The sequence below is a fragment of the Muricoccus vinaceus genome, from assembly GCF_042433125.1.
GTDB classification, from domain to species: domain Bacteria; phylum Pseudomonadota; class Alphaproteobacteria; order Acetobacterales; family Acetobacteraceae; genus Roseomonas; species Roseomonas vinacea.
Map to the genome: position 1 here is coordinate 24,448 of NZ_JBHLVZ010000098.1, position 25,000 is coordinate 49,447.

A 25,000-nucleotide genomic window follows, 5' to 3' on the forward strand; every position below is an offset into this window, starting at 1 on the left:
AACGGGCCGGAACATGTCCTCCGAAGCGGCCGCCGTAAACCCCCGTTTCGCATCTCCCGCTTCAGGATCGTGCGTGACCACCCCAGCGCCACCAGCCGGGCGGCAGCGCACCCGCCGCCCGCGCTGCGGCGGCGCCGTCCGCGAACACCGCGAAGCACGTCGCCCCCGATCCGCTCATGCGGGCAAGCAACGCGCCCGGCAACGCGCCAAGGATTGAGAGAACCTCGCCAACCGGGGGGCAGAGGGCGATGGCAGGCGCCTCCAGGTCGTTCCGCAACGTCCGTAAGGCCGCGGCCATGGCGGCGGCATCCGTCCACCCGGCCGGCAGCGTCGCAGGGGCGGAGAATGGCCCGACTCGCCCGGCGAAAACTCTGGGAGTCGCCAGGGCCAGTCGCGGATTGGCCAGCAACAGCCCAAAGGGTGGCAAGCGGGGTGCAGGCGACAATATGTCTCCCACGCCTCCCATCCGGGCAGGACGCGAGGCCACACAAACCGGGACGTCCGCTCCCAGGCTGGTCGCAAGCGCCTCCAGTCGCACCGCGCCCATCCCCAGGTCCCAGAATTGATCCAGCGCACGCAGGGCGGCCGCCGCGTCGGCCGAGCCGCCGCCGATGCCGGAGGCCACGGGCAGGCGCTTATCCAGGCGCAATGCCGCGCCAGGCAGAGGGCGTCCCGCGGCGTCAGCCAGCAGCCGTGCCGCCCGCAGCACCAGATTGTCCGGCTCGGTCGCCAGTGCCCCACCTTCCGGTCCCAGCACCTCAAGCGAAAGGCTCTGGCCGGGCAGCACTGACAGCCCATCCGCGGCGCCCGCGAACACCGCCAGGCTGTCCAGCAGGTGGTACCCATCCGCCCGGCGCCCAATGACGTGCAGGTAAAGGTTCACCTTGGCCGTCGCGTCTTCCGCCGCCATCATGCTGTGCGCCGCTTCCGGTACATTTCCCATTCTCAACGAAGGGCCGTGGCGGAGGGCAGGCCGTCGCGGAGCTTCGCCTCGACCCGCTCCGCCTCGCTCGCCTCCAGTTCCATGCCCAGCGCCCTCCGCCACTGGAACCGAGCCTCCGCCCGCCGCCCCGCCGCCCAATAGGCGTCGCCCAGGTGGTCGTTGATCACGGCACTCCGCGATTCCAGCTCGGCCGCGCGCTCCAGCCAGCGAATGGCACCCGCCAGGTCACCGGTGCGAAACAGCGCCCAACCCAGACTGTCTGCGATGTTGCCGTCCTGCGGCCGTGCGGCGGCGGCGCGCTCCAGCATGCCCCGCGCCTCATCCAGCCTTTCTCCCCGTTCCACCCAGGCATAAGCTAGGTGATTCAGCACCGAGGGCTGCTCGGGGGAAAGTGTGAGGGCCTGCCGCAAGTCGGCTTCTGCCCCCGCCCAATCGCCGGCCAGCTCGCGTACGATCCCGCGGGCGTAGAAGAGCGGCCAGTCCGCCGGGCCGGGCTGCCCCAGTCGCCCGATGGCCAAGCCATAGGCGGCGGCCGCTTGGTCAGGCTGCCCCTTCGCGCGGAAGATATCGCCAAGAGCCACCGCTGGCTGTGGTGCGCGTGAGTAGGCTTCCGCCATGCGGCCCAACAGCGCCACGGCCTCCTCGCTTCGGTCCACCCGGCTCAGCAGCGCGGCGCGGCGCAGCCAGGCCAGAGGAGCCATGGGATCGTCTTCTCCTACGCTTTCCAGCACCGCCAGCGCAGAGGCCACGTGGCGCTCGTCGGCAAGGCTTTCGGCGGCCAGAATCAGCGCGGGCGCGAAGCCCGGGCGCAACCGCAGCGACAAGCGCGCCAGGATCAGTGACAGTTCCGGGGCTCCTTGCCGGCGCAGCGTCGCCCCAAGCGCCACCTGTGCCTCGGCCATTCCCTCCACCGGAGAGGCGACGGCGCGGCCGGACAATGCCGCCCGCCGCTGCGCCGGGCCAGCTGTCAACGCGATGTCGTCCGAACCAACGGCCATGGCGTCAAACAACCGCGCACCGTCCGCTTCGCGCCCCGCGCGGGCCAGAATGCCGGCGGCAATGGTGGTCAGCCGCAGGTTCGGCTCACCGGACTGTGCCACCGCGATTCGGATCAGTCGCTCCGCCTCCCGGCCGCGCCCCGCCAGGTCGGCAATCATGGCTCCATGCAGCGCGGCGACGGCGCGCAATGGTCCGGTCTCGATGAAGGGGTGCAGCGTTGCGAGCGCTGCGTCCGCGCTGCCCCGCCCGGCCTGGGTCCAGGCCAGCAGAAGCGGCTGCAGGATTTGTGCGCTGCCCTGGCGCGGAAGGCCACGAATCCGCGCTTCCGCCCGCTCCCAGCGGCCAGCCTGGGCGTCGGTCCCTGCCAACAGCATCGCGGCCAACTGGCTCTCGGGCAGCCTGCGTGCCAAGCGCACCGCGTCCAGCCGGCCGTCCATGACCGCTGCGCTGAAAGCGCGAGAAAGGATTTCAGGCTCGTCCGGCTCGGCCGCGAGCGCCGCCAGCAAAGCGTCCGCCGCCGCTGCCGCATCGCTCTCGTTGGAGGCAAGCCGCCCTGCCAGATAGGGACCGAACACACCCGCGGGCGCAGGCACAGGAGGTACCGCTGCGGCGCGCCGGGCGCGCGCGCCTCCCGGCGCCGGTGATGCCTCCGAAGCGCCCGTTCCTTCGGCGTGAGACGGCCCGCCGGAGGGACCACCCGCTGCGCATCCAGCCAGCAGGGCAGCGGCCAGCAGCATGATCTGCCCGTGTTTTCGGACATGGCTGCCCATGGCGAAGAACACCAGAGAAGAGACTTGGCCCTGAAACGGCATCATGCGGCGCAGCGTAGGATCACTGACCCGTGAGACGCCAGCCCGACCTTGCAACGCAATCAATGCCCACCGGAACTGTGACTTTCATGCGGCAGACAGGAGGTTTCCAGCAAATGGGTCACAAAACGGCGATGTTTCCTCCCGCCGGCTTTATATACCATTACGTAACATTACCGAACCCGAGGAGAGGATACGATGCGTGCCCTGATCGTGGCGCTTGCCCTGTTTGCCGGCCTCGCCGCCAGCCCCGCCGAAGCACAAAACCGCTTCTGGCTGGTTAACAACACCGGCGACACCATCCAAACTGCCAACGTCTCGGCCTCCCGCCTTTCGAACTGGGGTCCGGACATCCTCGGGAACGGCGTGCTGCCCTCCGGCAACAGGGTTTACGTCACCCCCAACTTCGGCGACTGCGTCCTCGACGTGCGCGTGACCTATGCCAGCGGGCGGGAGGAAACGCGGATGGGTCTGAACGCCTGCTCGATCAACACCATCGCGTTCGGCGGTGCGGGCACCGGCACCACGGCTGCCGCAGGTACGGGCGCCACGATCGCCGCGCCGCGAGGAGGTGATCCGTCCTTCAATTTCGTAAATCGATCGGGTCAGACAATCCGTGAACTCTACATTTCCCTCTCCTCGCAATCGAGCTGGGGATCGGACCGCCTGGGCACTGACGTCATGAGCCCAGGTGCATCCGTTTACATCCGGTTGCCCGGCGGTGGCTCGTGCGCGGCCGATATCCGGGTGGTCTATGCCAATGGCAGCGCGGCCGAGCGACGCGGCGTGGAGACCTGCAGCCGCACCGACGTGATCTGGCGCTGAGGACGACAACCGCGTTGCGGCGACAAGAGCGGCGCAGCGCTTCTTTTCACAGCAACGTTCTTGTATTGTTCTTGACGGGATGTGGGGTGAATGCCCAAATAAACTGTAACACAAGGCGAACTCCATAGGAGGCCACCATGCCGGACGGCAGCCTGGGCAGCCCTCTTCCACTCCACCGGGGCCGCGGTGCGGTTTCCAATCCACCGAACCGTTTCGAACGCGCACGCACGGACGCCTTTGATGACGGCTGGGGGACCCTTGCCGCCACGCTGGCCGATCTGCCGCCACTTGCCACCTCCCTGACCCGCGATGCGGCCCGCTCGGCGCTGAGCTGGAACGACAGCCCTGATATTGGCTTCGATCGCTCCGTGAACCCCTACAAGGGCTGCGAGCACGGCTGCATTTATTGCTATGCCCGCCCAACGCATGCCTGGATCGGGCTCTCCCCCGGACTCGATTTCGAGTCCCGCCTTATGTTCAAGCCCGAGGTGGCGAGCCTGCTGGAGAAGGAGATCAGCAAGCCCGGCTACGTGCCGCGCCCGATCGCGCTGGGCTCCAACACCGATCCCTACCAGCCGGTGGAACGCACCCTTGGCCTGACACGGCAGGTGCTGGAGGTGCTGGACCGCTTCAGCCATCCCGTCACGATCGTCACCAAGTCAGCCGGCGTGCTGCGCGACATGGACATCCTCACCCGGATGGCGGCCCGCAACCTCGTCCAGGTCTGCCTATCCGTCACCACGCTGGACAACCGCCTGGCGCGCATCATGGAACCCAGGGCGGCCACCCCCCTGCGCCGCCTGACGGCGATGCACGAGCTGTCCCGCGCGGGCATTCCCGTGGGCGTGCTGGCCGCGCCGATGATCCCTGGTGTGAACGATGCCGAGCTGGAGAAGGTGCTGGACGCCGCCCACGCCCACGGCGCGCGCGCGGCGGGCTACGTCCTGTTGCGCCTTCCGCTTGAAATCCGGCAGATGTTCGAGGATTGGCTGAACGCCCACATGCCGGACCGGGCCGCCCGTGTGCTCGCCCTCATCCGCGAGACACGCGCCGGAAAGACCTATGATCCGCGTTTCGGCCTGCGTCAGACCGGCACCGGCCCCTATGCCGACATGCTCGCGCGCCGCTTCGCGGTCGCGGTGAAGCGCCTGGGCATGGACCAGGCCCGGGAGAACGGCTCGCTCGACTGCTCCCGCTTCGCGGTGCCGGCTGCCGAGGAGCGCCAGCTGGTGCTGCTGTAATACCCGGGGAAGGCGCGGAGCCTTCCCCGGAAGACGTGCTTACTGGACGCGCACGTAGCGCAGCGGGAAATAGTTGTCGGCCATCAGCTGCAGCGAGATGTTCTGCCGCGCCGCCCAGACCACCACCTGCTGGTGCACCGGGATGTGCCCGACCTCGTCGGCATGGATCTTCATGGCCTCGTTGATCAGCTGCTGGCGCTTCGCCGGATCCTGCTCTACCCCGATCTGATCCGTCAGCGCGTCGAAACGCGCATTGCTCCAGCCGCCCGAGTTGAACACCCCGCGCGTGCCGCCACGCGTGCCCATGATGTTGTACAAGGTGTTGTGCGCGTCATAGGTGGTGGGCGTCCAGCCGAGCAGGTAAAGGCTGGTTTGGTAACGCGGCGCCAGGATCTCCGCGAAGTAGCGCGCGCGGGTCTGGGCGTTCAGCGTCACGCGCACGCCGATGCGCGCCAGCATCGAAACCACGGCCGTGCAGATCGCCTCGTCGTTCACGTAGCGGTCGTTCGGGCAGTCCATGGTCACGCCGAAGCCGTTGGGATAACCGGCCTCCGTCAGCAGGCGCTTGGCCGCGTCCACATTGGGCCGCACCACCCTGTCCTCGGCCTCGGTCCAGCCATTGACGCCCGGCCCGATCATCAGCCCGGTCGGGCGCGACTGGCCGCGCATGATGCGCGCCTTGATCGCCTCAAGGTCGACCGCCTGCTGCATGGCCCGGCGCACGCGCACGTCGCGGAAGGGGTTGCGCCCGCGCACGTCGGACTTCAGCAGTTCGTCGCGCGCCTGGTCCATGCCGATGAACACGGTGCGCAGTTCCGGGCCCTGGTGGATCCGGACGTTGGGCGCCCGGCTCAGCCGCTCCGTGTCCTGCGGCGGCACGGTGTAGACCATGTCCACTTCGCCCGAGAGCAAGGCAGCGATGCGGGTCGCGTCGTTGCCGATGACGTTGAACACCACCTCGTCGAGGTTGTGCTCCGGCTTGTCCCACCAGTTCGGGTTTGGGCGCAGCACCGTCCGGCGATCCGGTTCGCGGCTGACCAGCACGAAGGGACCGGTGCCGTTGGTGTTCCGGGTCGCGAAGTTCTCCTGGCCGGTGGTGAGGTCCACCGCAGAGGTGGCGTTGTTCGCCTCCGCCCACTTCTTGGACATCATCGTCCAGGTGGTGATTTCGTCGAGGAAGATCGGGTCGGGGGTGTTGGTCTCGAACTCGACGGTGAAGTCGTCGATCTTGCGCACCTCCTTCACGGAGGACAGCACCGATGTGAGGTTCGAGCCCTGGCCACGCACGCGCGCGGCGCTGAAGACCACGTCGTCCGCGGTGAAGGGCGAGCCATCGTGGAACTTGACGCCCTGGCGCAGGTTCAGCCGCCACACGGTCGGGGAAGGCTGGGTCCAGGAGACGGCCAGGGCCGGCTCGATCTTCAGCTCCCGGTTCCGGCGGACCAGCGGCTCGTAGATGTTGGCCGTGAAGGAGAGAAGGAAGGTCTCGTTCCGCGCATAGGGATCCATGGAGTTGACGTCGCCGTCATTGGCCCAGCGGAAGGTCGCAGCATCGGCGGCGCCCATGCCCGCGCAGAGCATCAACGCCGCGGCGCCGGCCAGAAGGTATCGTCGCATCCCTTGGTCTCCCCTTTCGGAATTCGCCGGAAGGCTAGTCGGAAGGGGCGCAAATGCAAACGGGGGCCTCGCGGCCCCCGTTCGGTCAGTCGGCAAGAGAAATGCCGCTCAGGCCGCGCGGAGCGCCCGGGGCAGGTCCGCCACGGCCTGGTCCACCATGGTGGCGTCCGCCTCGGCGGTCAGCTTCTCGGCGATCACCGACCGCGCGGCCGCAGCGGCGATCTCGGCCGCGGCCTGCCGCACCTCGCTCAGCGCACTGGCCTCGGCGGCGGCAATGCGGTCCATTGCCATCCGCTCGCGGCGGGCGGCGCTTGCCTCGGCTTCGGCGGTTGCGGCCGTGGCCACACGGTCGGCCTCGGCGCGGGCACGGGTGATCATCGCTTCCGCCTCGGCAATCGCAGCGGCCCGATCGGCCTCGGCCTGCTTGCGCATGGCCTCCGCCTCGGACCGGAGGCGAGTGGCCTCGGCCAGCTCGGTCCGCACGCCTTCGGCGCGGGCGTCCAGCGCGGCCATGGCCTTGGCCCAGACGTTCCGGCCGAGCAGCAGCAGGAAGATGACAAAGGAAACGGCGACCCAGAACTTCGGGTCGAGCCAGAAGTGCTCGTAATGGTGCATCACGCCGCTCCCGAGGTGATGTTGCGGGCCGTCAGCTCGCGGCCGACTGCGGCCTCGACAGCCGCCTTGTCCTCAAGCCCCGAGAGACGCTTCACCAGCGCTTCGGTCGCGTCCGTCGCGGCCTCGCGCAGCGCGGCCATGGCGGAGTCGCGCGCCGCCCCGATACGGGTCTCGGCCTCGGCGATCTGGGCGTTCAGCTTGGCGGCAAGCGCCTCGCCACGCTTGGCGGCATCGGCCTGGGCCGCGGCGGCTGCGGCAGCGACCGAAGCCTGGGCCTCGGCGCGGGCGCGGGCGGTGCTGTCGCGCTGACCGGCCTCGGCGGCCTCTGCCTCAGCGCGGGCGTCGCGCGCCGCGTCCAGGTCGGCGCCAATACGGGCCCGGCGGCTTTCCAGCACCTCGGCCACCGGCGGCAGGAGGTAGTGAGAGGCGAGAAAGACGAGCAGCCCGAAGATGACGAACAGCCAGACCACCTGGGCGATGGTCAGGGGGTTCGCGAAGTCGAGCTGCGGCATGCCACCGGCATCGGCGGCATCATGGGCGGCGGCGTTGTACTCGGCCGCCGTGCGGTTGGCCTCGCGCACCGCATTCGCGCGGTCGCTGTCCGCCTGCACGGGTGGGCTCGGCAGTCGCTGGCCGGGCAACGGCTCGTCCGTGCGGACCGCGCCGGTGGGCGCCGGCGCCGTGACGTGCTGGGCCAGCGCGGCCGGAGCCTGCGAGAGCACCAGTGCGAGGGCGGCAAGGCGCCAGAACGAACCGTAGGGCAGGCGAGGCATCATGTCTCCGTTCCCCGGCAAGCGGATGGGCGGGCCTCCAGAGGGCCCGCCCATCCGCGCCGCGGCTGCGCTCAGGCGAAGAGGATGAGGAAGGCGATCAGCAGCGCGAAGAGCGCAACGGCTTCCGTCAGGGCGAAGCCCAGGATGCCGATCGGGAACACGGCGTCGCGGGCGGACGGGTTGCGGGCGACGCTGGTGATCAGCGAGGAGAAGATGTTGCCGATGCCGAGGCCGACGCCGAACAGCGCGATCACGGCGAGGCCGGCACCGAGCGCCTTGTAGGCGCCGAGATAGGCGGCGGGGTCGTTCATCTGAGCTTTCCTTGTCTGGAAGATGTTGCCGGCACGTCGCTTAGTGCAGGTGCACGGCGTCGTGCAGGTAGATGCTGGTGAGGATCGCGAAGACGTAGGCCTGAAGGAAGGCGACGAGGATCTCGAAGCCGATCAGGGCCACGTTCACCGCGAGCGGCAGGGCGGCGCCCAGGAAGCCGACGGCGCCCAGCGAGCCGATCAGCACGATGAAGGTCGCGAAGACCTTCAGCATCACGTGTCCCGCGACCATGTTCGCGAAGAGACGGATGGAGAGGGAGATCGGCCGGGAGATGTAGGACACGACCTCGACCGGGATGATGATGGGCGCAAGCCAGAGCGGCGCCCCCTCGGGAAAGAAGTAGCCGAAGAACTTCTTGCCGTGGATCGCGAGCGCCACGATCGTCGTCACCAGGAAGACCAGCACCGCGAGGCCGAGCGTGACCGCGATGTGCGAGGTGTAGGTGAAGGCGTAGGGCAGCAGGCCCAGCATGTTGCCGAACAGCACGAACATGAAGAGCGCGAAGACGAAGGGGAAGTAGCGGCGCCCCTCGTGCCCGACCTGGCCGATGAGCACGCCCTCCACGAATTCGTAGAGCATTTCGGCCGCAGCCTGCAGCCGGCCCGGCACCACGGCCCGGTGGCGCATGCCAACCATGAACAGCAGGGTAATAAGCCCCACAGCGAGCAACATGTGCGCGTTGGACTGGGAGAAGCCCACGGCCCGGCCGATGGGGCCCAGGACCGGGACCAGCTCGAACTGGCTCAGCGCGTCGATCGTCTTGCCTTCGGCGGCCACGTGTCGGTCCCTGCGTTACGGCATCAAGGCTTGGCGTTCGGGCGGGGCTTGAACAGCCGATAGACGTTCAGCACCCCGGCGGCACCACCCACGAGAAAGAAGACCAGGAAGAGCCAGGGGAAGGTTCCGAGCCAGCGGTCGAGCAGAAAGCCCAGACCCGCGCCCGCGACAAGCGCCGCCACGACCTCGACCCCCGCGCGGAAGCCAATTCCCCACGAGCCCGTCGGCAACCCGCCCTCCGCCTTGGCGGGGTCGGGGTCCAGGCCCTGCTTGGCCCTGGCCTGCCGAAGTCGGTCGTCGAAGCCGTCCCGGTGTTCCACCTTGCTCTCCCGCGGTTTTCCCCCCGGAAGGCAGGGGGTCCCTAAATTGACGTCCATGTGGTGTCAAGCGCGTGCGGTGCGGCGAAGCCCGACCGCCGCGCATATTGCGCGGCACACCCGCGCCCGCGAAGGGCTCAGGCGCCGATGAACCCGCCCGATTGCCGCGCCCAGAGCCGGGCATAGGCCCCGCCCCGGGCCAGCAGGGCGGCGTGCGACCCGGTCTCGACGACCCGCCCGGCCTCCAGCACCACGAGCCGGTCGAGGCTCGCGATGGTGGAGAGGCGGTGGGCGATGGCGATCACCGTCTTGCCGGCCATCAAAGCCGAGAGTTGCTCCTGGATCGCGGCCTCCACCTCCGAATCGAGGGCGCTCGTCGCCTCGTCCAGCACGAGAAGGGGCGCATCCTTCAGCAGCACGCGGGCTATGGCCACCCGCTGGCGCTGCCCGCCCGAGAGCTTCACGCCGCGCTCCCCGGCATGGGCGTCATAGCCGCAACGGCCGCGCCAGTCGGACAAGGCCGCGATGAAGCCGGCGGCCTCGGCCCGCCGGGCGGCCTCCTCCACCTCCGGCAGGGAAGCGTCCGGGCGCCCGAAGCGGATGTTGTCGAGGATGGAGCGGTGCAGCAACGCCGTATCCTGCGTGACCAGCCCGATCGCGGCGCGCAGGCTTTCCTGCGTGACGCCGGCGATGTCCTGGCCGTCGATGGTGATGCGCCCCTGCTCCGGATGGAAGAAACGGAGGAGGAGGTTGACGGTGGTGGTCTTGCCGGCGCCGGACTGGCCGACAAGGCCCACCCGCTCCCCGGGAGCGACGTCCAGGTCGAAGCCGTCCAGCACCGAGGCGTCGCGCCGGCCATAGCCGAACCGCACGCCCTCGAAGCGGATGGCGCCGCGGGTGACGCGGAGCGGACGGGCGCGGGGCGGGTCGGGCTCGGTGGGCTCGGCCGCGATGCTGCGCATGGCTTCCTGCACCACGCCGAGGTTCTCGAAGATGCCGGCGACATTGAAGGCCACCCAGCCCGACATGTTGCTGATCTGCCAGGCCATCGGCAGCGCGGTCGCGACCGAGGCGATCCCCACCTGCCCCTGGGCCCAGAGGGCGATCGCGGTGCCGGCCATGGCCACCAGCAGCGCCGCGTTCAGCACGGAGAGCAGGGCAGCGTTCGCGGTGACCATGCGGGACTGGCGCTGGAAGGCGCCTGTCAGGCCGAGCACCCCGTCCTGCACGAAGGCGTCCTCGCGCTCCGCCCGCGCGAAGAGCTTGATGGAAAGGATGTTGGTGTAGGCATCCACGATGCGGCCGGTCAGCAGGCTGCGCTGCTCGGAAGCCGCGCGCGAGCGGTCGCGCATGCGGGGAACGACGAAGCGCAGCAGGGCGGCATAGGCCACGAACCAGACGAGGATGGGCATGGCCAGGCGCCAATCGGCGCCACCCAGCCAGAGCACGGCGCTCGAGCCATAGACGAGGATGTACCAGACGGCGGTGACGCTCTGAACCACCGATTCCCGCAGCGCGGGTCCCGCCTGCATGACGCGGTTGGCGATGCGCCCGGCAAAGTCCTCCTGGAAGAAGGGCCAGCCCTGGCGGGAAACCAGGCGGTGGGATTGCCAGCGGATGAGGCTGGTAAAGGCGGGGTTGATGCCCTGATTGGTGACGAGGTTCTGGGCCAGGATCGCGCCAGGGCGGAGCACCAGCAGAACCAGGCCCATGAGGACGAGGCTCCCCCCGGCCTCGGCCCAAAGGCGGTCCGGCGCATGGGCGCCAAGAAGGGCGATCACCCGGCCGATGAACACCGGGATCAGGCTGTCCAGCACCGCCACGACCATGCCCGTGACGAAAAGCGCCACCACCAGGGCGCGGGCCTGGCGGGCGAAGTGCCAGTAGAAGCCCAGCAAGGTGGCGGGCGGCGGGGCTTCGGGAACCGGGGTGCCGAAGGCCCTCGCGGCCCGGACGCCCGGTGGGGCAATCGGGTCGATGAAGGATTCGAAGGCGCGAAAGGGCATCCGGAGAATGTGGGGTTGGGGCGGGAGGAGCGCCACCGCCGGACCGGGTGCCTCACCGTCCCACCGAAACCAGCACTGGAGGGCGGGCGTGCCTCAGAGCGGCCGGCGTGAAGGCGGACACAGATCGGTCACAGGTGAACGCGCCACAAATCCCCCCCCGATCTCCCCAGAAGGCTTCCCCAGGCAAACGGGGGCTTCACGCCAGAATCCTGCCTGTTGATGCAGCAGGTATCCCTGGTGCGGCTTCCCCGGCTCAGGCCAGGGGACCGGTTCGAAACAGCGACACGCGCAAGCCTCCGTGCGGGACCGGCGCACCAACCGGCAGGAACGGCAATCCGGTGGCTTGGGCCAGCCTCGGCTCGCTCGTGATGATCCCGACGCGCCAGCCCGCGAAGCGGGTTGCCAGAACTCGGCCGAAGGCCCGGTAGAGAGGCAGCAGCTTGTCCTTTTCGCCGAGGCGGGCGCCGTAAGGCGGATTGGCGATCACGAGGCCCGGCGGGCCTTCGGGCGGGGTAAGTTCGCTGATGGGGGACTGATGGAATCCGGTGCCCTCCGAAACGCCGGCACGCGCGGCATTGGCGCAGCTCATGGTGATGGCGCCTGCATCCCGGTCTCGGCCGTAGCAGGGAAAAGTCGGGGGGCGAGCGCTTTTCACCGCGCGCATCTGGGCCCAGGCCTCGGAATCGAAGGTGGCGAGCTGCTCGAAGGCGAAGGACCTGGCGCGGCCGGGATTCAGACGGGCGGCGATCTCGGCGGCCTCGATGACAAAGGTGCCGGAGCCGCACATGGGGTCCAGCACAGGCTCGGTGCCGAGATAGCCGCATTGACGGAGGAAGAGGGAGGCCATGGTCTCGCGCATGGGAGCGGCGTTGACGGCCTCCTTGTAGCCGCGCTTGTGGAGAGGCTCCCCCGAAGTGTCGACGCTCAGGGTGCAGAGGTCATTCTCGATGCGCGCCCGCACGAGGATGGAGCCCTCAGCAGCCTGGGGAGCGCCCAAGGTTTCGCGGATGGCGGTTTCCACGCGCTGGGCGGCGGCGCCGGAGTGATAGATGCGGGAGGCACTGCAGGTGGCCTCCACCCGGAAGGGCATGTCCGTGCGGAGGACGGTGGCCCATGGAACCCGGCGCGCGCGGGAGTCCAGCTGGGCAAGGTGGGTGACGTGGAACTGGTCGATGCGGGCCAGGACGCGGCCGGCGCCGCGAACCCAGAGGTTGGCGCGCCAGACCTCGGGCCAGCCGCCCCGGATGGTGACGCCGCCGGGGACGGCGCGGGCGTGCCCGAATCCCTTTGTGCGGACTTCATCATGGAGGACAGGCTCGAGACCGGGTGGGGCGGTGAGGAAAATCTCAAAATCAGCAGTGGGGGTCATTGGGCCTGCGGCAGATGGGGGTGTCGTTTCAGTCTCCGGCCAGCGGTTTCGGGCCGGCCGTTTTGCGAGGGTAGAAGGGATGATGGGAGATAGCCGCCGTTCTCTCAGGTGCCCTCAGGATATGGATGTTCCCCCCCCTTGGCAGGCAATTGAGGGGGACGCGAACGTGACAACTGCCCAAGTTCTGATCTTCAGAATGGCCCGAGACCTACCCGGACCCCCCATGCCGGCGAGAGTGATGGCAAGTCCCTCCTGCCACCGCTAGCCTTTCACGCATCGCTGTTGCCTAGCGGCCCGGCCGTGGCCACCAAGTCTACACGGGAGGAAAAAGAAATGCATCGGACCACCGCGCTCGCGGTCACGCTTCTTCTCGCCATTCCGGCCGTCCAAGCCCAACAGGCGAGCGAGATGACCTTCTTCGTCACATCCACCAATCCCGGACAGGGCGCGAATCTCGGCGGGTTGGCCGGCGCGGACGCGCAGTGCCGATCGCTCGCATTGGCGGTCGGCGCGGGCAATCACACCTGGCGTGCCTATCTTAGCACCTCCGCCACCAGTGGCAGCCCAGCCGTGAATGCGCGGGACCGCATTGGGCGTGGCCCCTGGCGCAACGCGAGGGGTGAGGTGGTCGCGCAGGACCTCGCCTCGCTGCACAGCGATGCAAACCGGTTGACGAAGCAGACGGCGCTGACCGAGCGCGGCGAGATCGTCAACGGCCGCGGCGACAACCCGAACAACCACGATGTTCTGACCGGCTCGCAGCCCGATGGCACCGCTTTCGCGGGTGACCAGGACCGGACCTGCGGCAACTGGACGCTCGGTGGGGCGGAAGGCTCGGCGATCGTCGGGCACCACGACCGGATGGGCCTGCAGGACGACGCGCCCGCGAGGTCCTGGAACTCCTCCCATGCGACCCGCGGCTGCAACCTGGCGGGCCTGCGCACAACCGGCGGCGCCGGGCTGTTCTACTGCTTTGCAGCGGACTGAGGGGCGCCATCCGTTCAGCATCGATGGCCCGTGGGTCCATTTCGCGGCATGGAGGCTGCCCGGGAGCAGGGCCCTCCGGCACGGGGGGAGCTTTGCTACGGTTGAGGCGGTTCGGGCGAGGTTTCCGGAAGCGGCTGGAGCAACAGGGCGAAGTCGGACCGACCGCGCCATCCCTGCGTCAGACAGCCCATCTGAACAAGGAACTTCGGGGAACTCTCTTTCTGTTCTTCGCTTCCCTCAAACGAAGCGCAAGGCCAGGAAGCCGCCGATAATCGCCAGCGCCGTGACACCGGCGATGAGGTTCAGGCGGCGTTCGATGAACTCCCGCGCCGGAGGCCCGTAGCGGCGCAGCAGAAAAGCGAGAAGGAAGAAGCGGGCGCCGCGGGTGAGAATGCTGCAGAGAAAGAAGATCCAGAGCGAGAAGTGGGCAGCACCGGATGCGATTGTGACGATCTTGTAGGGGATGGGCGTCAGGCCCTTGATGAGGATGACGGCGGCGCCCCAGCGATCGAACCAGCCGGTGAAGGTGGCCAGCGCGTCGGCGTGGCCGTAGGCGGAAAGAACAGGAAGGGCCACGGCCTCGAAGAACAGAGCGCCGATGGCGTAGCCGAGAAGGCCACCGATGACCGAGGTGACGGTGCAGATGAAAGCGTAGCGATAGGCGCGCTCCGGCCGGGCCAGGCACATCGGAATGAGCATGGCGTCGGGCGGGATGGGAAAGACGCTGCTTTCCGCAAAGGAGACAACACCGAGCAGGCTCGGTGCCCTGGGATGGGCGGAGAGGGCGATGATCCGGTCGTACAGGGCGCGCAACATGGGATGAGGCCATCCCATGTGGCTGGGCAGGCGGCAAGGGCCGAAGGAGGAACGGACGAAGAAACCGCCTGGGTTCGACCGTCGAGCGGCTCCTACTGGAATGCCGGTGTCGCGGAGATCAGTCTGGTGAGACGGTCCGGCCTTTGATGCCTCCGTGGGTCGGCAACCATGATATCTGGCCTGAACAGGGCGGTCGAAGGTGTCGGGGAAGGCCCGGTGCTGGACTTCCGCGCCTCGCGGGCAGGGTTTGTGGGCGAGGGCGTGCCGGGCCGCTTGAGGCGTGGCATGATCGTCCCGGCCAGGCTCCTGCGGTGGCAACCCGCTCCAGCGTGTCCAGCGCCGCGGCCCGAGATGCCTGGTGGCGTGGAATGCTTGGTCGCGCTTCTCGGCGCCGGCGGTGCGCGCCTTCCACGGCATGCCGTTGCGGCGCGGATGCATGGTGCCCCAAAGGGCGTCGCAGGCATTGTCGCCGCTGCCGGTTCGGCTTTGCTCGGCCTGCGGCAGTTGGCTCAGCAGGCCCTGCACGATCGCGCCGTGCCCTCCAATGGTCGGTCATCTCCACAGCCCTGATCTCGTGGCTGTGCGGATGATCGCGAGGCGCACCTTGCGCCAGGCTCGTCCTGCGTCGAAGCCTTGCTCCTGCAGCAATGTTGGTAAGAACCGTGCAAGGGTCCCATGTCGTGCCTGGCTTCTCCGGCATGCCCGAGAACCGCTTCCAGACGACGAATGCGGCCCCCGCCATCCGGATCTTCCTGGGCACCAGATGAACACGGGTTCCGATCAAAGGAATGGCCAGGCAGTGTCTGCTCGTTGCTTCGCCGGAGAATCCTGTGCCGCACCTGACAGAGCCACTCGCCGCCCGCTTGGCCACCATCGCTCTTGGCCATGTGGAGCGGGAGTACCCACACAAGCCCGACCACGTGCTTGCGGCCGCGGAAGACGGGTATGCTCCATCCACCGCGCACCCGGTGTTCTTCGGCAGCTTCGACTGGCATTCCTGCGTCCATTCACACTGGATGCTGGCGCGGTTGCTGCGCCGGTTCCCTGAAATGGCACCCGCATCGGCAATCCGGGCCCTGTTTCACCGCCGCCTGACTGCCGAGGCCCTGGCGGGTGAGTGCGCCTATCTTCGGGCTCCGAGCGCCCGCGGGTTCGAACGGCCCTATGGCTGGGGTTGGCTACTGGCCTTGGCCGCCGAACTGGGCCGGCACCCTGGGGAGCCGTGGGCAAGCCGGATCACGCCCTTGGCCGAAGCCTTCGCCCGACGATTCGAGGATTTCCTGCCTCTGGCCACCTATGCGGTGCGAACGGGAAGCCACGGCAACACGGCCTTCGCCCTTCTGATGGCCGCCGACCACATGGGCCCGGCGCTTGTCCCTCACGCGCGGCGCCTGTTCGCCACCGACCGGGCCTGCCCAGCCTGGGGAGAGCCGGGCGGGGACGACTTCCTTTCGCCAACCCTGACGGAGGCCGCGCTCCTGGCCCGGCTGCTGCCACCGGGCGAATTCCTCCCCTGGTTCGACGCCTTCCTGCCCGATCTGGTGCGCGGCCAGCCCGCCGTGCTGTTCGAACCCGCCAGGGTTTCCGACCGCACGGACGGCAAGATCGCGCACCTGGATGGGCTGAACCTGTCCCGCGCCTGGTGCTGGCGCCGGTTGGCGGCGGCGCTGCCCCAGGGGGATGCGCGGCGGGAGGCCATGCTGTCGGCGGCGGCGGTTCACCTGGATGCCGGGCTGCCACACGTCGCCGGGCATTACATGGGCGAGCATTGGCTGGCCAGTTTCGCGGTGCTGGCGCTGGAGGGGTAGGGCAGTCGCGGCCTCCCGGTGTATTCTTCCCCGAACCGGACCAGGACCAGTGGCGGCCCCCTGGCCCGGTTTGCGAGAGGGAACCGAGTGCAAGCGTCGCCACCGCCCCTGCCGCCGCCCGACCGTCCGCGCAGGCTGCGCGATACCCTGGCCTTCTACGCGGCGGTCCTGCTGGTGGGCAGCAGCTTTCTCGTTTGGGGACTGATCGCCTGTCCCCTCTCCGTCCTGCTGCCCCCGCGCACAGGGCGCCGCCTGGGCCGGCGGGTCATCACCGGAGGGTTCCAATGGCTTCTCCGGGCCATGGAGCGCTTGGGGATCGTGGAACTGGACCTTTCGGCGCTCTCCCCCCTGCGCGAGGCGCGAGGGCTGGTGGTCGCGCCCAACCATCTTTCCATGCTCGACGTGATGCTGGTGGTGTCGCACCTGCCCGATGCCGTCTGCATCATGAAGGCGGGGCTGGAGCGGAACCCGGCGCTCGGCGGCGGGCAACTGGCGGGCTACATCCCGAACGACGATCCGCGCCGGGTGATCGCCCGCGCCACGGAGGCGCTGCGGTCCGGGGCCAACCTGCTGGTGTTTCCGGAAGGCACGCGCAGCCCGGACGGAGGGCTCAATCCTTTTCATCCTGGCTTCGCGCTGATCGCACGCCGGGCCGGCGCGCCCGTGCAGACGGTGCTGATCGAAAGCAACACTCGCTATCTCGGAAAAGGCTGGCCGCTTTGGCGGCGGCCAGACTTCCCGCTGCGCTACCGTGCGCGGCTGGGGGAGCGGAGCGCGGTGCAAGGCTCCGCAGCCGCTTTTGCAGAGGGCCTTCGGCGGCGCCATGCCGCCGCCCTGGAGGTTCCGCTTCGTTGAGCCGCACGCATCTCGTTGTGATCCCCAGCTATAACACCGGGCCGCGCCTGATGGAGACGGCGGCCGCTGCCCATGCCGCTTGGCCGGTGGTGTGGGTGGTGGCGGACGGCAGCACGGACGGTTCGGCCGAGGCGCTGCGCGGTATCGCCGATCCGGGCTTCCGTTTGATCGAACGCCCGGCGAATGGCGGCAAAGGGGCGGCCCTGCGGGATGCCATGGAGGCCGCGGCGCGGGAGGGCTTCACGCATGTTCTGGCCATGGATGCCGATGGCCAGCACCCGGCGGACCGCATCCCAGACTTCATGGCGGCCTCCGCCGCGCGTCCGGAAGCGATGATCCTCGGCTGCCCGGTGTTCGGGCCCGAGGCGCCCTTGCTGCGTGTGCGCGGCCGGCGGGTCTCCAACTGGTGGGCCGGGCTGGAGACCCTCTGGTCGACGCCGGGCGGGGAAGCGATCGGCGACAGCCTGTTCGGCTTCCGCGTCTATCCCATCGCGCCGCTGCTGGAGATCATGCGCCGGACACCCTGGATGCGGCGCTACGACTTCGACGCGGAGGCAGCGGTGCGCCTGGCTTGGCGCGGGGTGCCGGCCATCAACATCCCGGCTGCGGTGCGCTATCTCGGCCCGGCCGAGGGGGGCACCTCCCACTTCCGCTATGGCCGGGACAACCTGCTGCTCACCGGCATGCACACGCGGCTGATGATCGGCTTTCTCCTGCGCCTGCCGGCGCTCATCCTTCGACGAGGCCGCCCATGACAAGCATTCAGCCCCTGGTCGAGGTTCGCCGCGGGGGTGTCGCGGAAAGCACCCACCATGGTGTGGCGGTGGTGGCGGACGCGCAGGGGCGGCTGCTCCACGCCTGGGGCGACCCGGACCTGCTCACCTTTCCGCGCTCTTCGCTCAAGCCGTTCCAGGCGCTTTCACTCGTCGAAAGCGGGGCTGCGGACGGGCTCGATCCCGCCCATCTTGCCCTGGCCTGCGCGTCCCACCGGGCGGAGCCGTTTCAGGTGACGATGGTGGAGAACTGGTTGCGGCGGATGGGGCACCCAGAGGCGGCGCTGGTCTGCGGGCCGGCCTTCCCCGCGGGCGAGGGGGACCTTGTCGATGCCGCGCGCGCGGGCGGAAAGCGTCGGGTGTTCCATAACTGCTCGGGCAAGCATTGCGGCTTCCTGTCGGCCGCCCAGGCCTTCGGCCGGCCGGACGGCTACGAGGCGCCGGATCATCCGGCGCAGCGGCACTGGCTCGATGCCCTCTCGGGCCTCATCGGCCGGGATGCGGGCGCCCTGCCGCGCGGCACCGACGGGTGCGGGTTGCCCGCCTTGGCCATGACGGTGTCGGACGCCGCCCGCGCCGCCGCGCGCTACGCGGCGCTGGCTGTGCCGGATGCACGGCGCGAGGCGGCGGTGCAGCGAGTGCTCGGCGCGATGCGCGAGCATCCCGCGCATCTGTCCGGACGGGGCCGGCCGACGGAGCAGATCGTCGCTGCCGTCGAAGGGCGCGTGGTGCTGAAGGAAGGGGCAGAAGGCTTCGTCCTGGGCTTCGTGCCCGGGAAAGGCCTCGGAATCGCCGTGAAGATCGCGGACGGGGCGACGCGCGGAAAGATGGCGGTGTTCGCGGCCATCCTGGGGCGGCTTGGCCTGTTGCCTGGGGATCGTGCGGCGGAGTTGGCGCGGGTGGTGGAGGCACCGGTGCTGGACAGCAACAACCGGGTGGTGGGCGAAGTGGCGGCGCTGCCGCTGCCTTGACGGACGTTCCTCAAGCCGTGCTGCCATCCCGCAGGGCGTCGTAGGCAGCGCGCACGCGGTCGGCGCCATAGGTGCGCTCCAGCCGTCGCACCAGGAAATGGGCCTGGGCGATGCTTCGGAAGTGTTCCAGGAAGGCGAGGTTGATCGCGGCGCCAGCCGCCGCTCCAATGATCGGCACGGCCTGGGCCGAGAGCTTGAGACCCACCGTTCCCGTGAAGCGCGCCGCGATCGCCCCCAAGAAACCCGGCACCAGTCCGGAGACGAGGCTGCTGGCCGCGTTGGGCAGCATCTGCGCCAGCGCGATGCGTGCGGCGAAATAGCCGGTCTCGGCCAGGTCGTCTTCCGTGTTCGCGGGGCTGCCGATGGCAAAGACGGCCATGCACTCGGCGGCTGTCGCGGGCATGTGGGGGTCCTCTCCAGCGGCCGCGGCCTCGGCGGCGATCTGGCGGAGAAGGACGGTGGTGGAGAAGGGCAGTTCCGCCACCGTGCCCAGCAATCCGAAGGCGCCGCCCGCGGCCCCGCTGGCCGCCGCGACGCCGCGATGGAACCAGGCGACGTCCATGCCGAAGGGCGTGCGGCGCGGCTCGGTGCCGACGGCGGTGGACCAGGCTTTTTCCAGCGCCCGGCGGACTGCGTTGTCCACCTGATCGCGGAAATTGGGGGGCAGCCTTGCCTTCAACGCCTCCACCGGCGTGCCGGCGATCGCGGCGAGGCGGGCGGCGACGGAGGGGCCCTCCAGCGTGGCCACGGCCTTGGCCAGCCCGAGCTGGGCATCCTCGGGCAGGGTCAGCAGGGCAGGCAGCGTTGTGGAAGGCTGCTCGGAGGATGTGGTGCTCATGCTGCAACAAATGGCGGGCAGGGTGCCGGGTTGCATCAGCGCCAGGGATGAAGCTGGGGGCTGCTCGTTGATCCTCTGCGGTGATGGCCCTATCCCGCGGCGGGGCGGCGCGGGGATTGGCGACAGCGGTGATGGTGGCGGGGCTGGGCATGATGGTCCTGCTGGGCGGGGCCGGGTGGTGGGCCTGGTATGTGCGGGCCTGCCGGCGCAAGGCCGTGGCGGCGCTGGTGGGGGAATGCCCGGGGCTGGAGGACCGGTTGGAAGGTCGCGACACCACGCTTCTGTTCAGCGCCAGGGACGAGATGCTCGGCATCGCCTCCCGCCGCGTCACCCGGCTCCTCCCTTATGCACTGGTGCGCAAGTGGCGAACGGAGGCGATCTACAACTCCACCGACAAGCGCGTGGGATGGAACTTCATCATCAAGACCGCAGACACGGCGGAGCCGCTCTGGACGATCCGACTGCGTTCGGGCGCAGGACACGCCGTTCCGAATTTCTGGATGGCCAAGTTCGCCACTCATCTGAACGGCTGAGCAGCCGCCCTTCGTAAGCTTGTTATTGAGAGCGATTCGCATTACCAGCAACGAGACGGCCGGAAGCCTTCCGCCTGAAACGCTGGGGAGCCTTGCTCGTGGCCTGTCGCGCATTCTGCTGCTCCGCTGGTATCGGCTTCTCCCGGACGATCTGCGCTGTCGCGGCAGGTTTGCAATGAGCGCCGCGTTACGGGCACGCCTGCCGAGCTGGAAAACCGTCTGGTTCCAAATCCACTGGTTTATCGGCATCACCGCCGGAATGGTGCTCATGGTGGTCGGCTTCACCGGAGGCCTCCTGTCCTACCAGGATGAGATCCTGCGGGCGATGAACCCGGGGGTGCTGTCCGTCGCGCCGCGCCAGGAAGCGCCGCTTCCGCCGGCGGAGCTGATCCGCCGGATCGAGGCGGCCTCGGGCCTGCGAGTTCAGTCGCTCAGCCTTTCCGCCGCGCCCGACCGGCCGGCTCGCGCCTTTCTCGCCCCGCGGGAGGCGCCGTCGGGCGGGCGCCCGCGCCGCGACGTCCGCCAGGTCGATCCGCGGGATGGCTCCCTTCTCGGCACCCCTGCTGGGGAAAGCTTCTTCCGCGTGACGCGCGAGTTGCATCGCTGGCTGCTGGCCGGGGCAGAAGGGCGGATCGTGGTCGGTGTTTCGACCATCGCCCTGGTGGCGCTCTCGCTCACCGGGCTCTACCTGCGCTGGCCGCGCCGGGTGCTGAACTGGCAGGCCTGGTTCCGGATCGACACGCGGCTGCGCGGCAAGGCGCTGCTGTGGCGGCTGCACGCCGTGATCGGGACCTGGGTGCTTCCACTCTATCTTCTGGCGGGGCTGACCGGGCTCTACTGGTCCTTCGACTGGTACCGCAGCGCCCTTTACGACATCACCGGCGCACCTCGGCCGGGCGGTGAGGCCGGGCCACCGCGGCCGGGAGCCCAGGCGGGAGGCGCGGAAGCAAGGCGGCGGGGCGAAGGAGGGCGGCCCGCGCCTTTAGACCTCGACAGCGCCTGGGCGGCCTTCCTGCGGGAACGGCCGGATTACGGCACGGCGCAGCTTCGCGTCCCATCGCCGGGACAGCCACTTCGCATCACCTATGTGGACGCTGACCCCGCGCATGAGGACGCGCGCAACAGCATCGCCATCGATGCGGCCGGACAGGTGGTGGAACACCGTCGCTACGGTGAACAGCCGCTGGGGCACCGATTGATGGGCAGCATGCTGGCCCTGCACAGCGGCAGCTTCTTCGGGCCGGCGGGAACGTTGCTGATGATGGTCGCGAGCTTGGCGATGCCCCTGTTCGGCATCACCGGAGTGCTGCTCTATCTTGGCCGGCGGCGCATGAAGCGGGTGGCCCGGCAGGGTGTGGCCATGCGGGCCCGCCGGCGGGGCGCGGCGGTTGCCGCGGCCCCGTCAGAGGCCTCCCCGGCGGAGCCCCCTTCCCTTCCCACGCGGTAACGGGCCGTTCGGGAGAGCAGCACCTTCCCCGGTTTGCCGCCTAAAGGATGAAGCGCGACAGGTCGGTGCTCGACGCCAGCGCTCCCACCTTGTCCCGCACCATCGCCGCGTCCACCCGCACCGTGTCGCCGCGCCGGTCGGAGGCGGTGAAGGAAACCTCCTCCAGCAGCCGCTCCAGCACCGTCGCCAGCCGCCGCGCGCCGATGTTCTCGACGCGGTCGTTGATGTCGGCGGCCATCTCGGCCACGGCGTCGATCGCGTCGGCGCCGAAGTCCAGCGTCACGCCCTCGGTGCCCAGCAGCGCGGTGTACTGCGTGGTCAGTGCGTGCTCGGGCTCGGTCAGGATGCGGCGGAAGTCGTCGCGCGTCAGGCCCTTCAGCTCCACCCGGATCGGCAGGCGGCCCTGCAACTCCGGCAGCAGGTCGGAGGGCTTGGCGAGGTGGAAGGCGCCGGACGCGATGAAGAGGATGTGGTCCGTCTTCACGGGCCCATGCTTCGTGTTGACGGTGGTGCCCTCGATCAGCGGCAGCAGGTCACGCTGCACGCCTTCACGTGAAACATCGCCGCCGCGGAAGCCGCCCTCGCTCGTGCGGGCGCAGACCTTGTCGATCTCGTCGATGAAAACGATGCCGTTCTGCTCGGCGTGCAGCACGGCGTTGCGGGTCAGTGCCTCCTGGTCGAGCAGCTTGTCGGCCTCGTCGCGCTGCAGGGCGCTGCGGGCCTCGGCCACCGTCATCTTGCGCGCGCGCGAGCGGCCGCCGAACATCTTGCCCATCATCTCCTGGATGTTCTGGGCACCGGGCGGCATGCCCGGGATGTCCATGGCGCCGATCGGCGCCGCCTGCTCGGCGACCTGGACCTCGACCTCCTTCGTTTCCAGCCCGCCCTCGCGGAGAAGCTTCCTGAACTTCATCCGCGTCTCGCCCGAGGCACCCTCTCCGACAAGGGCCGTGATCAGGCGCTCCTCGGCGTTCAGCTCGGCCTTGGCCTGGACCTCGGCGCGGGCACCCTCGCGCATCTGGGTGATGCTGGCCTCCACCAGGTCGCGCACGATGCTGTCCACGTCACGGCCGACATAGCCGACCTCGGTGAACTTCGTGGCCTCGATCTTGAGGAAGGGCGCGTTGGCCAGGCGGGCCAGACGGCGGGCGATCTCGGTTTTGCCGCAACCGGTCGGGCCGATCATGAGGATGTTCTTGGGCACCACCTCCTCGCGCAGGCCAGGAGCGAGCTGCTGGCGCCGCCAGCGGTTGCGGAGCGCGATGGCCACCGCGCGCTTGGCGTCGTGCTGGCCGACGATGTAGCGGTCCAGCTCCGACACGATCTCGCGCGGGGAAAGGTTGACGGCTTCGTTCACGGCTGTGCTGTCCAAGGGCATTTTCAGAGAGTCTCCACCACGAAGCGCCCGTTCGTATAGACGCAGATATCGGCGGCGATGGTCATGGCGCGGCGGGCGACCTCCTCCGCGGTGACGCCCTCCACCGTCATCAGGGCACGGGCGGCGGCCAGCGCGTAATTTCCCCCCGATCCGATGCCGATGACCCCGTCCTCGGGCTCCATCACGTCACCCTGACCGGTGATGAGCAGGGAGCGGTCCTTGTCGGCCACCGCCAGAAGGGCTTCCAGGCGCCGCAGCGAGCGCTCGGTGCGCCAGTCCTTGGCGAGTTCGACGGCCGCGCGCTCGAGTTGGTCGGGGAAGCGCTCGAGCTTCGCCTCCAGACGCTCCAGCAGGGTGAAGGCATCCGCGGTCGCGCCCGCAAAGCCGGTGATGACCCGCCCGCCGGCGATGCGGCGGACCTTGCGGGCGTTGTTCTTGACGACCGTCTGGCCCATGGAGACCTGGCCGTCGCCGGCCATGGCCACCTGGCCATTCCTGCGGACGCAAAGGATGGTGGTGCCGTGCCAGCCGAGTGGATCGTGTTCTGTGGTATTCATGATGGTTGCCATGTGAAGGCGTCCATGTGGCGATCCGGCCCGCCTGTTGCAATCGGGCCGGTTTCGCGCCCGCGCTGGGCGCCTTATCTGGCGGGGTGACAGACGGAACGGCGGTGCCAGGGTGGCGTTGAGGGGATTGGCTTGAGGGTGTCAGGGGCATGAGCGCGGCGGGCTTGTCCGCGATCGGCCCGCTGCCGCCGGGTCGGGCCCGCCGTGCCGCGGGGCGCGCGGCCTGGCGCCGGCCCGGGCTTGTCCTGTCGCTGCTGTTGCACCTTCTGGTGCTGTGGTGGCTGTTCGTGGGCCTCCCGCCGCGACGCATGCCCGAGCCTTCGGCGCCCTCCGCCGTCGACGTGGTTTACGAGGGAGGCGCGCCGGAGGACCTTCCGGCGCCCCCTGCCGAGGGTGCGCCCGCGCCTCTGGAGCCGCCGAGCACCGGGGCGCTGCCCATTCCGCCATCGCCCATGCCGCGCGTGGCCGAACCGCCGCCGCCCGATGCGGCACCGCGGGTCGCGGAGGCGCCGCCTGCGCCACCCGGCGCACCTCTGCTTCCACCCGCACCGCAGGCCACCCCGCCGGTTCCGGCGCCGCCGAGCGCGGCGCCGCCCTCACCGCCGCCCCTTGCACAGGCGCCGCCTTCCCCTCCCCCCCCCGCGCTCGCCCTGCCGCAGCCCGTGCCGCCGATGGCCCGCGCGCTGCCGCCGGTGCCGCTTCCCTCGCAGCCCGCGCCGGCCGAGCTTTCCATGCCGCCTCCGCCGCCACCGGCAGAAACACCGCGGGAAGCGGAGATGGCGGCGCTTCCCCTACCCCCACCCCCCGCACCGGAGCCGCCGGCGGAGCCCGCGCAGGCCCGTGCCGTCCCGACGCCCCGGCCAACCCCGCCGCAGCAGGCGCAGTCCCGGCCGCGGCCCGCTTCTCCCTTCGCGGGAGCGCTCGACCTCAGCCAAGGGCCGCCGGTCGCGCTGGGCCGGCCCTCGCCGCCCTCCGCCCCCGGAAGTTCCGGCACGCGGCGCGACCGCGACGCGGCGGCCGCGGTCGCCTCGCCGCAGGCAGACGCACCCAACGCGCAGCTTCGCATCAGGGGCGCCAATCTTGGCGCCGACTGGCGCTCCGCCTTCATGGCCTGGCTACGCGAGCACGGTTATTATCCGCGCCAAGCCGTCGAGGCCGGAGAGGACGGCACTGCCGTGGTGCGTTTCACGGTCGACCGGACCGGCCGCGTTTCCGGCCTTCAGCTGATCGGACGTTCCGGTTCGATCTGGTTGGACGCGGGTGCGCAGGCCCTGCTGCGCGGCCGTTCGGTTCCGCCCTTTCCCACCAGCACCCGGGAGGACAGCGCGGAAATCGACCTGACCATCAACTATATCCTGCGGCGGCATTGAGCCGATAAGCCGGCTGGGCCGCTGGCCGCCATCCCCC

General features: G+C 69.5%; 24 protein-coding genes. 10 read left to right on the top strand and 14 right to left on the bottom strand.

Going from position 1 to position 25,000, the window contains the following annotated elements:
* Window positions 1–61 precede the first annotated feature (61 nt).
* Window positions 62–913: a 4-(cytidine 5'-diphospho)-2-C-methyl-D-erythritol kinase gene (locus tag ACFFIC_RS27125; RefSeq protein WP_377056323.1), complete on the bottom strand. Its 852-nt coding sequence runs from the start codon at window positions 911–913 to the stop codon at window positions 62–64.
* Window positions 914–945: 32 nt separating this feature from the next.
* The gene (locus tag ACFFIC_RS27130; protein WP_377056325.1) at window positions 946–2,535 is read right to left on the bottom strand and encodes a tetratricopeptide repeat protein; all 1,590 of its coding nucleotides are present in this window, start codon (window positions 2,533–2,535) and stop codon (window positions 946–948) included.
* A 414-nt stretch (window positions 2,536–2,949) separates the two neighbouring features.
* Here ACFFIC_RS27130 and ACFFIC_RS27135 point away from each other — a divergent pair, with 414 nt between their 5' ends.
* Both ACFFIC_RS27135 and ACFFIC_RS27140 read left to right on the top strand, forming a co-directional pair.
* Entirely contained in the window at window positions 2,950–3,576 is a 627-nt protein-coding gene (locus ACFFIC_RS27135; RefSeq protein WP_377056327.1) for a Tat pathway signal protein, read from the top strand.
* Window positions 3,577–3,713: 137 nt separating this feature from the next.
* Window positions 3,714–4,817, top strand: a complete 1,104-nt coding sequence (locus tag ACFFIC_RS27140; RefSeq protein WP_377056329.1) for a PA0069 family radical SAM protein — start codon at window positions 3,714–3,716, stop codon at window positions 4,815–4,817.
* Between the two features lie 39 nt (window positions 4,818–4,856).
* On the opposite strand, the gene ACFFIC_RS27145 is transcribed toward ACFFIC_RS27140, so the two are convergent.
* The 8 genes from ACFFIC_RS27145 to ACFFIC_RS27180 form a co-directional block, all read right to left on the bottom strand.
* Window positions 4,857–6,434, bottom strand: a complete 1,578-nt coding sequence (locus ACFFIC_RS27145; protein ID WP_377056331.1) for an ABC transporter substrate-binding protein — start codon at window positions 6,432–6,434, stop codon at window positions 4,857–4,859.
* Between the two features lie 108 nt (window positions 6,435–6,542).
* Window positions 6,543–7,049, bottom strand: coding sequence for a F0F1 ATP synthase subunit B family protein (locus tag ACFFIC_RS27150; protein WP_377056333.1), 507 nt, complete (start codon window positions 7,047–7,049; stop codon window positions 6,543–6,545).
* Complete coding sequence (locus ACFFIC_RS27155) at window positions 7,049–7,825, bottom strand: F0F1 ATP synthase subunit B family protein (protein ID WP_377056335.1); 777 nt, start codon at window positions 7,823–7,825, stop codon at window positions 7,049–7,051. Before ACFFIC_RS27155 ends, ACFFIC_RS27150 begins: the two co-directional genes overlap by 1 nt.
* Before the next feature lie 68 nt (window positions 7,826–7,893).
* A complete protein-coding gene (locus ACFFIC_RS27160) occupies window positions 7,894–8,133 on the bottom strand; it encodes an ATP synthase subunit C family protein (protein WP_209375035.1) in 240 nt (79 codons plus the stop codon).
* 40 nt (window positions 8,134–8,173) lie between these two features.
* On the bottom strand, window positions 8,174–8,929 hold the full coding sequence (locus ACFFIC_RS27165; protein ID WP_140885573.1) for a F0F1 ATP synthase subunit A: 756 nt from the start codon (window positions 8,927–8,929) through the stop codon (window positions 8,174–8,176).
* A 23-nt stretch (window positions 8,930–8,952) separates the two neighbouring features.
* Window positions 8,953–9,249: an AtpZ/AtpI family protein gene (locus ACFFIC_RS27170; protein ID WP_377056337.1), complete on the bottom strand. Its 297-nt coding sequence runs from the start codon at window positions 9,247–9,249 to the stop codon at window positions 8,953–8,955.
* 134 nt (window positions 9,250–9,383) lie between these two features.
* Window positions 9,384–11,252, bottom strand: a complete 1,869-nt coding sequence (locus tag ACFFIC_RS27175; protein ID WP_377056339.1) for an ABC transporter ATP-binding protein — start codon at window positions 11,250–11,252, stop codon at window positions 9,384–9,386.
* A gap of 253 nt (window positions 11,253–11,505) precedes the next feature.
* Window positions 11,506–12,621, bottom strand: coding sequence for a THUMP domain-containing class I SAM-dependent RNA methyltransferase (locus ACFFIC_RS27180; protein WP_377056341.1), 1,116 nt, complete (start codon window positions 12,619–12,621; stop codon window positions 11,506–11,508).
* A gap of 333 nt (window positions 12,622–12,954) precedes the next feature.
* On the opposite strand from ACFFIC_RS27180, the gene ACFFIC_RS27185 reads away from it, so the two are divergent.
* Window positions 12,955–13,608, top strand: a complete 654-nt coding sequence (locus ACFFIC_RS27185; protein WP_377056343.1) for a hypothetical protein — start codon at window positions 12,955–12,957, stop codon at window positions 13,606–13,608.
* 237 nt (window positions 13,609–13,845) lie between these two features.
* On the opposite strand, the gene ACFFIC_RS27190 is transcribed toward ACFFIC_RS27185, so the two are convergent.
* On the bottom strand, window positions 13,846–14,424 hold the full coding sequence (locus tag ACFFIC_RS27190; RefSeq protein ID WP_377056345.1) for a YqaA family protein: 579 nt from the start codon (window positions 14,422–14,424) through the stop codon (window positions 13,846–13,848).
* Window positions 14,425–15,212: 788 nt separating this feature from the next.
* On the opposite strand from ACFFIC_RS27190, the gene ACFFIC_RS27195 reads away from it, so the two are divergent.
* The 4 genes from ACFFIC_RS27195 to ACFFIC_RS27210 all read left to right on the top strand — a co-directional run bounded on the left by ACFFIC_RS27195 (window position 15,213) and on the right by ACFFIC_RS27210 (window position 18,831).
* Entirely contained in the window at window positions 15,213–16,232 is a 1,020-nt protein-coding gene (locus tag ACFFIC_RS27195) for a DUF2891 domain-containing protein (protein WP_377056347.1), read from the top strand.
* Window positions 16,233–16,319: 87 nt separating this feature from the next.
* Window positions 16,320–17,087: a lysophospholipid acyltransferase family protein gene (locus ACFFIC_RS27200; protein ID WP_377056349.1), complete on the top strand. Its 768-nt coding sequence runs from the start codon at window positions 16,320–16,322 to the stop codon at window positions 17,085–17,087.
* A complete protein-coding gene (locus tag ACFFIC_RS27205) occupies window positions 17,084–17,842 on the top strand; it encodes a glycosyltransferase family 2 protein (RefSeq protein WP_377056351.1) in 759 nt (252 codons plus the stop codon). Before ACFFIC_RS27200 ends, ACFFIC_RS27205 begins: the two co-directional genes overlap by 4 nt.
* A complete protein-coding gene (locus ACFFIC_RS27210; RefSeq protein WP_377056353.1) occupies window positions 17,839–18,831 on the top strand; it encodes an asparaginase in 993 nt (330 codons plus the stop codon). Before ACFFIC_RS27205 ends, ACFFIC_RS27210 begins: the two co-directional genes overlap by 4 nt.
* 10 nt (window positions 18,832–18,841) lie before the next feature.
* On the opposite strand, the gene ACFFIC_RS27215 is transcribed toward ACFFIC_RS27210, so the two are convergent.
* Window positions 18,842–19,669 carry an EcsC family protein gene (locus ACFFIC_RS27215; RefSeq protein WP_377056355.1) on the bottom strand — a complete coding sequence of 276 codons (828 nt, stop codon included), beginning with the start codon at window positions 19,667–19,669 and terminating at the stop codon, window positions 18,842–18,844.
* 83 nt (window positions 19,670–19,752) lie between these two features.
* Between ACFFIC_RS27215 and ACFFIC_RS27220 the strand changes: the two genes are divergently transcribed.
* Both ACFFIC_RS27220 and ACFFIC_RS27225 read left to right on the top strand, forming a co-directional pair.
* On the top strand, window positions 19,753–20,202 hold the full coding sequence (locus ACFFIC_RS27220; protein ID WP_377056357.1) for a hypothetical protein: 450 nt from the start codon (window positions 19,753–19,755) through the stop codon (window positions 20,200–20,202).
* Between the two features lie 175 nt (window positions 20,203–20,377).
* Entirely contained in the window at window positions 20,378–21,649 is a 1,272-nt protein-coding gene (locus ACFFIC_RS27225) for a PepSY-associated TM helix domain-containing protein (RefSeq protein ID WP_377056359.1), read from the top strand.
* Between the two features lie 40 nt (window positions 21,650–21,689).
* On the opposite strand, the gene hslU is transcribed toward ACFFIC_RS27225, so the two are convergent.
* Both hslU and hslV read right to left on the bottom strand, forming a co-directional pair.
* Entirely contained in the window at window positions 21,690–23,027 is a 1,338-nt protein-coding gene (gene hslU / locus ACFFIC_RS27230) for an ATP-dependent protease ATPase subunit HslU (RefSeq protein WP_377056361.1), read from the bottom strand.
* Between the two features lie 2 nt (window positions 23,028–23,029).
* A complete protein-coding gene (gene hslV / locus ACFFIC_RS27235; RefSeq protein WP_377056363.1) occupies window positions 23,030–23,584 on the bottom strand; it encodes an ATP-dependent protease subunit HslV in 555 nt (184 codons plus the stop codon).
* 158 nt (window positions 23,585–23,742) lie between these two features.
* Here hslV and ACFFIC_RS27240 point away from each other — a divergent pair, with 158 nt between their 5' ends.
* Window positions 23,743–24,963, top strand: coding sequence for an energy transducer TonB (locus ACFFIC_RS27240; RefSeq protein WP_377056365.1), 1,221 nt, complete (start codon window positions 23,743–23,745; stop codon window positions 24,961–24,963).
* The last annotated feature ends 37 nt before the right edge of the window (window positions 24,964–25,000 follow it).

Bases quoted from the DNA above. Each gene is read 5' to 3' on its own strand.
- ACFFIC_RS27125 (WP_377056323.1), bottom strand. From the start codon at position 913: ATGATGGCGGCGGAAGACGCGACGGCCAAGGTGAACCTTTACCTGCAC.
- ACFFIC_RS27135 (WP_377056327.1), top strand. From the start codon at position 2,950: ATGCGTGCCCTGATCGTGGCGCTTGCCCTGTTTGCCGGCCTCGCCGCC.
- ACFFIC_RS27140 (WP_377056329.1), top strand. From the start codon at position 3,714: ATGCCGGACGGCAGCCTGGGCAGCCCTCTTCCACTCCACCGGGGCCGC.
- ACFFIC_RS27145 (WP_377056331.1), bottom strand. From the start codon at position 6,434: ATGCGACGATACCTTCTGGCCGGCGCCGCGGCGTTGATGCTCTGCGCG.
- ACFFIC_RS27150 (WP_377056333.1), bottom strand. From the start codon at position 7,049: ATGCACCATTACGAGCACTTCTGGCTCGACCCGAAGTTCTGGGTCGCC.
- ACFFIC_RS27155 (WP_377056335.1), bottom strand. From the start codon at position 7,825: ATGATGCCTCGCCTGCCCTACGGTTCGTTCTGGCGCCTTGCCGCCCTC.
- ACFFIC_RS27160 (WP_209375035.1), bottom strand. From the start codon at position 8,133: ATGAACGACCCCGCCGCCTATCTCGGCGCCTACAAGGCGCTCGGTGCC.
- ACFFIC_RS27175 (WP_377056339.1), bottom strand. From the start codon at position 11,252: ATGCCCTTTCGCGCCTTCGAATCCTTCATCGACCCGATTGCCCCACCG.
- ACFFIC_RS27180 (WP_377056341.1), bottom strand. From the start codon at position 12,621: ATGACCCCCACTGCTGATTTTGAGATTTTCCTCACCGCCCCACCCGGT.
- ACFFIC_RS27185 (WP_377056343.1), top strand. From the start codon at position 12,955: ATGCATCGGACCACCGCGCTCGCGGTCACGCTTCTTCTCGCCATTCCG.
- ACFFIC_RS27190 (WP_377056345.1), bottom strand. From the start codon at position 14,424: ATGTTGCGCGCCCTGTACGACCGGATCATCGCCCTCTCCGCCCATCCC.
- ACFFIC_RS27195 (WP_377056347.1), top strand. From the start codon at position 15,213: ATGGCCAGGCAGTGTCTGCTCGTTGCTTCGCCGGAGAATCCTGTGCCG.
- ACFFIC_RS27210 (WP_377056353.1), top strand. From the start codon at position 17,839: ATGACAAGCATTCAGCCCCTGGTCGAGGTTCGCCGCGGGGGTGTCGCG.
- ACFFIC_RS27215 (WP_377056355.1), bottom strand. From the start codon at position 19,669: ATGAGCACCACATCCTCCGAGCAGCCTTCCACAACGCTGCCTGCCCTG.
- ACFFIC_RS27220 (WP_377056357.1), top strand. From the start codon at position 19,753: ATGGCCCTATCCCGCGGCGGGGCGGCGCGGGGATTGGCGACAGCGGTG.
- ACFFIC_RS27225 (WP_377056359.1), top strand. From the start codon at position 20,378: ATGAGCGCCGCGTTACGGGCACGCCTGCCGAGCTGGAAAACCGTCTGG.
- hslU (WP_377056361.1), bottom strand. From the start codon at position 23,027: ATGCCCTTGGACAGCACAGCCGTGAACGAAGCCGTCAACCTTTCCCCG.
- hslV (WP_377056363.1), bottom strand. From the start codon at position 23,584: ATGAATACCACAGAACACGATCCACTCGGCTGGCACGGCACCACCATC.
- ACFFIC_RS27240 (WP_377056365.1), top strand. From the start codon at position 23,743: ATGAGCGCGGCGGGCTTGTCCGCGATCGGCCCGCTGCCGCCGGGTCGG.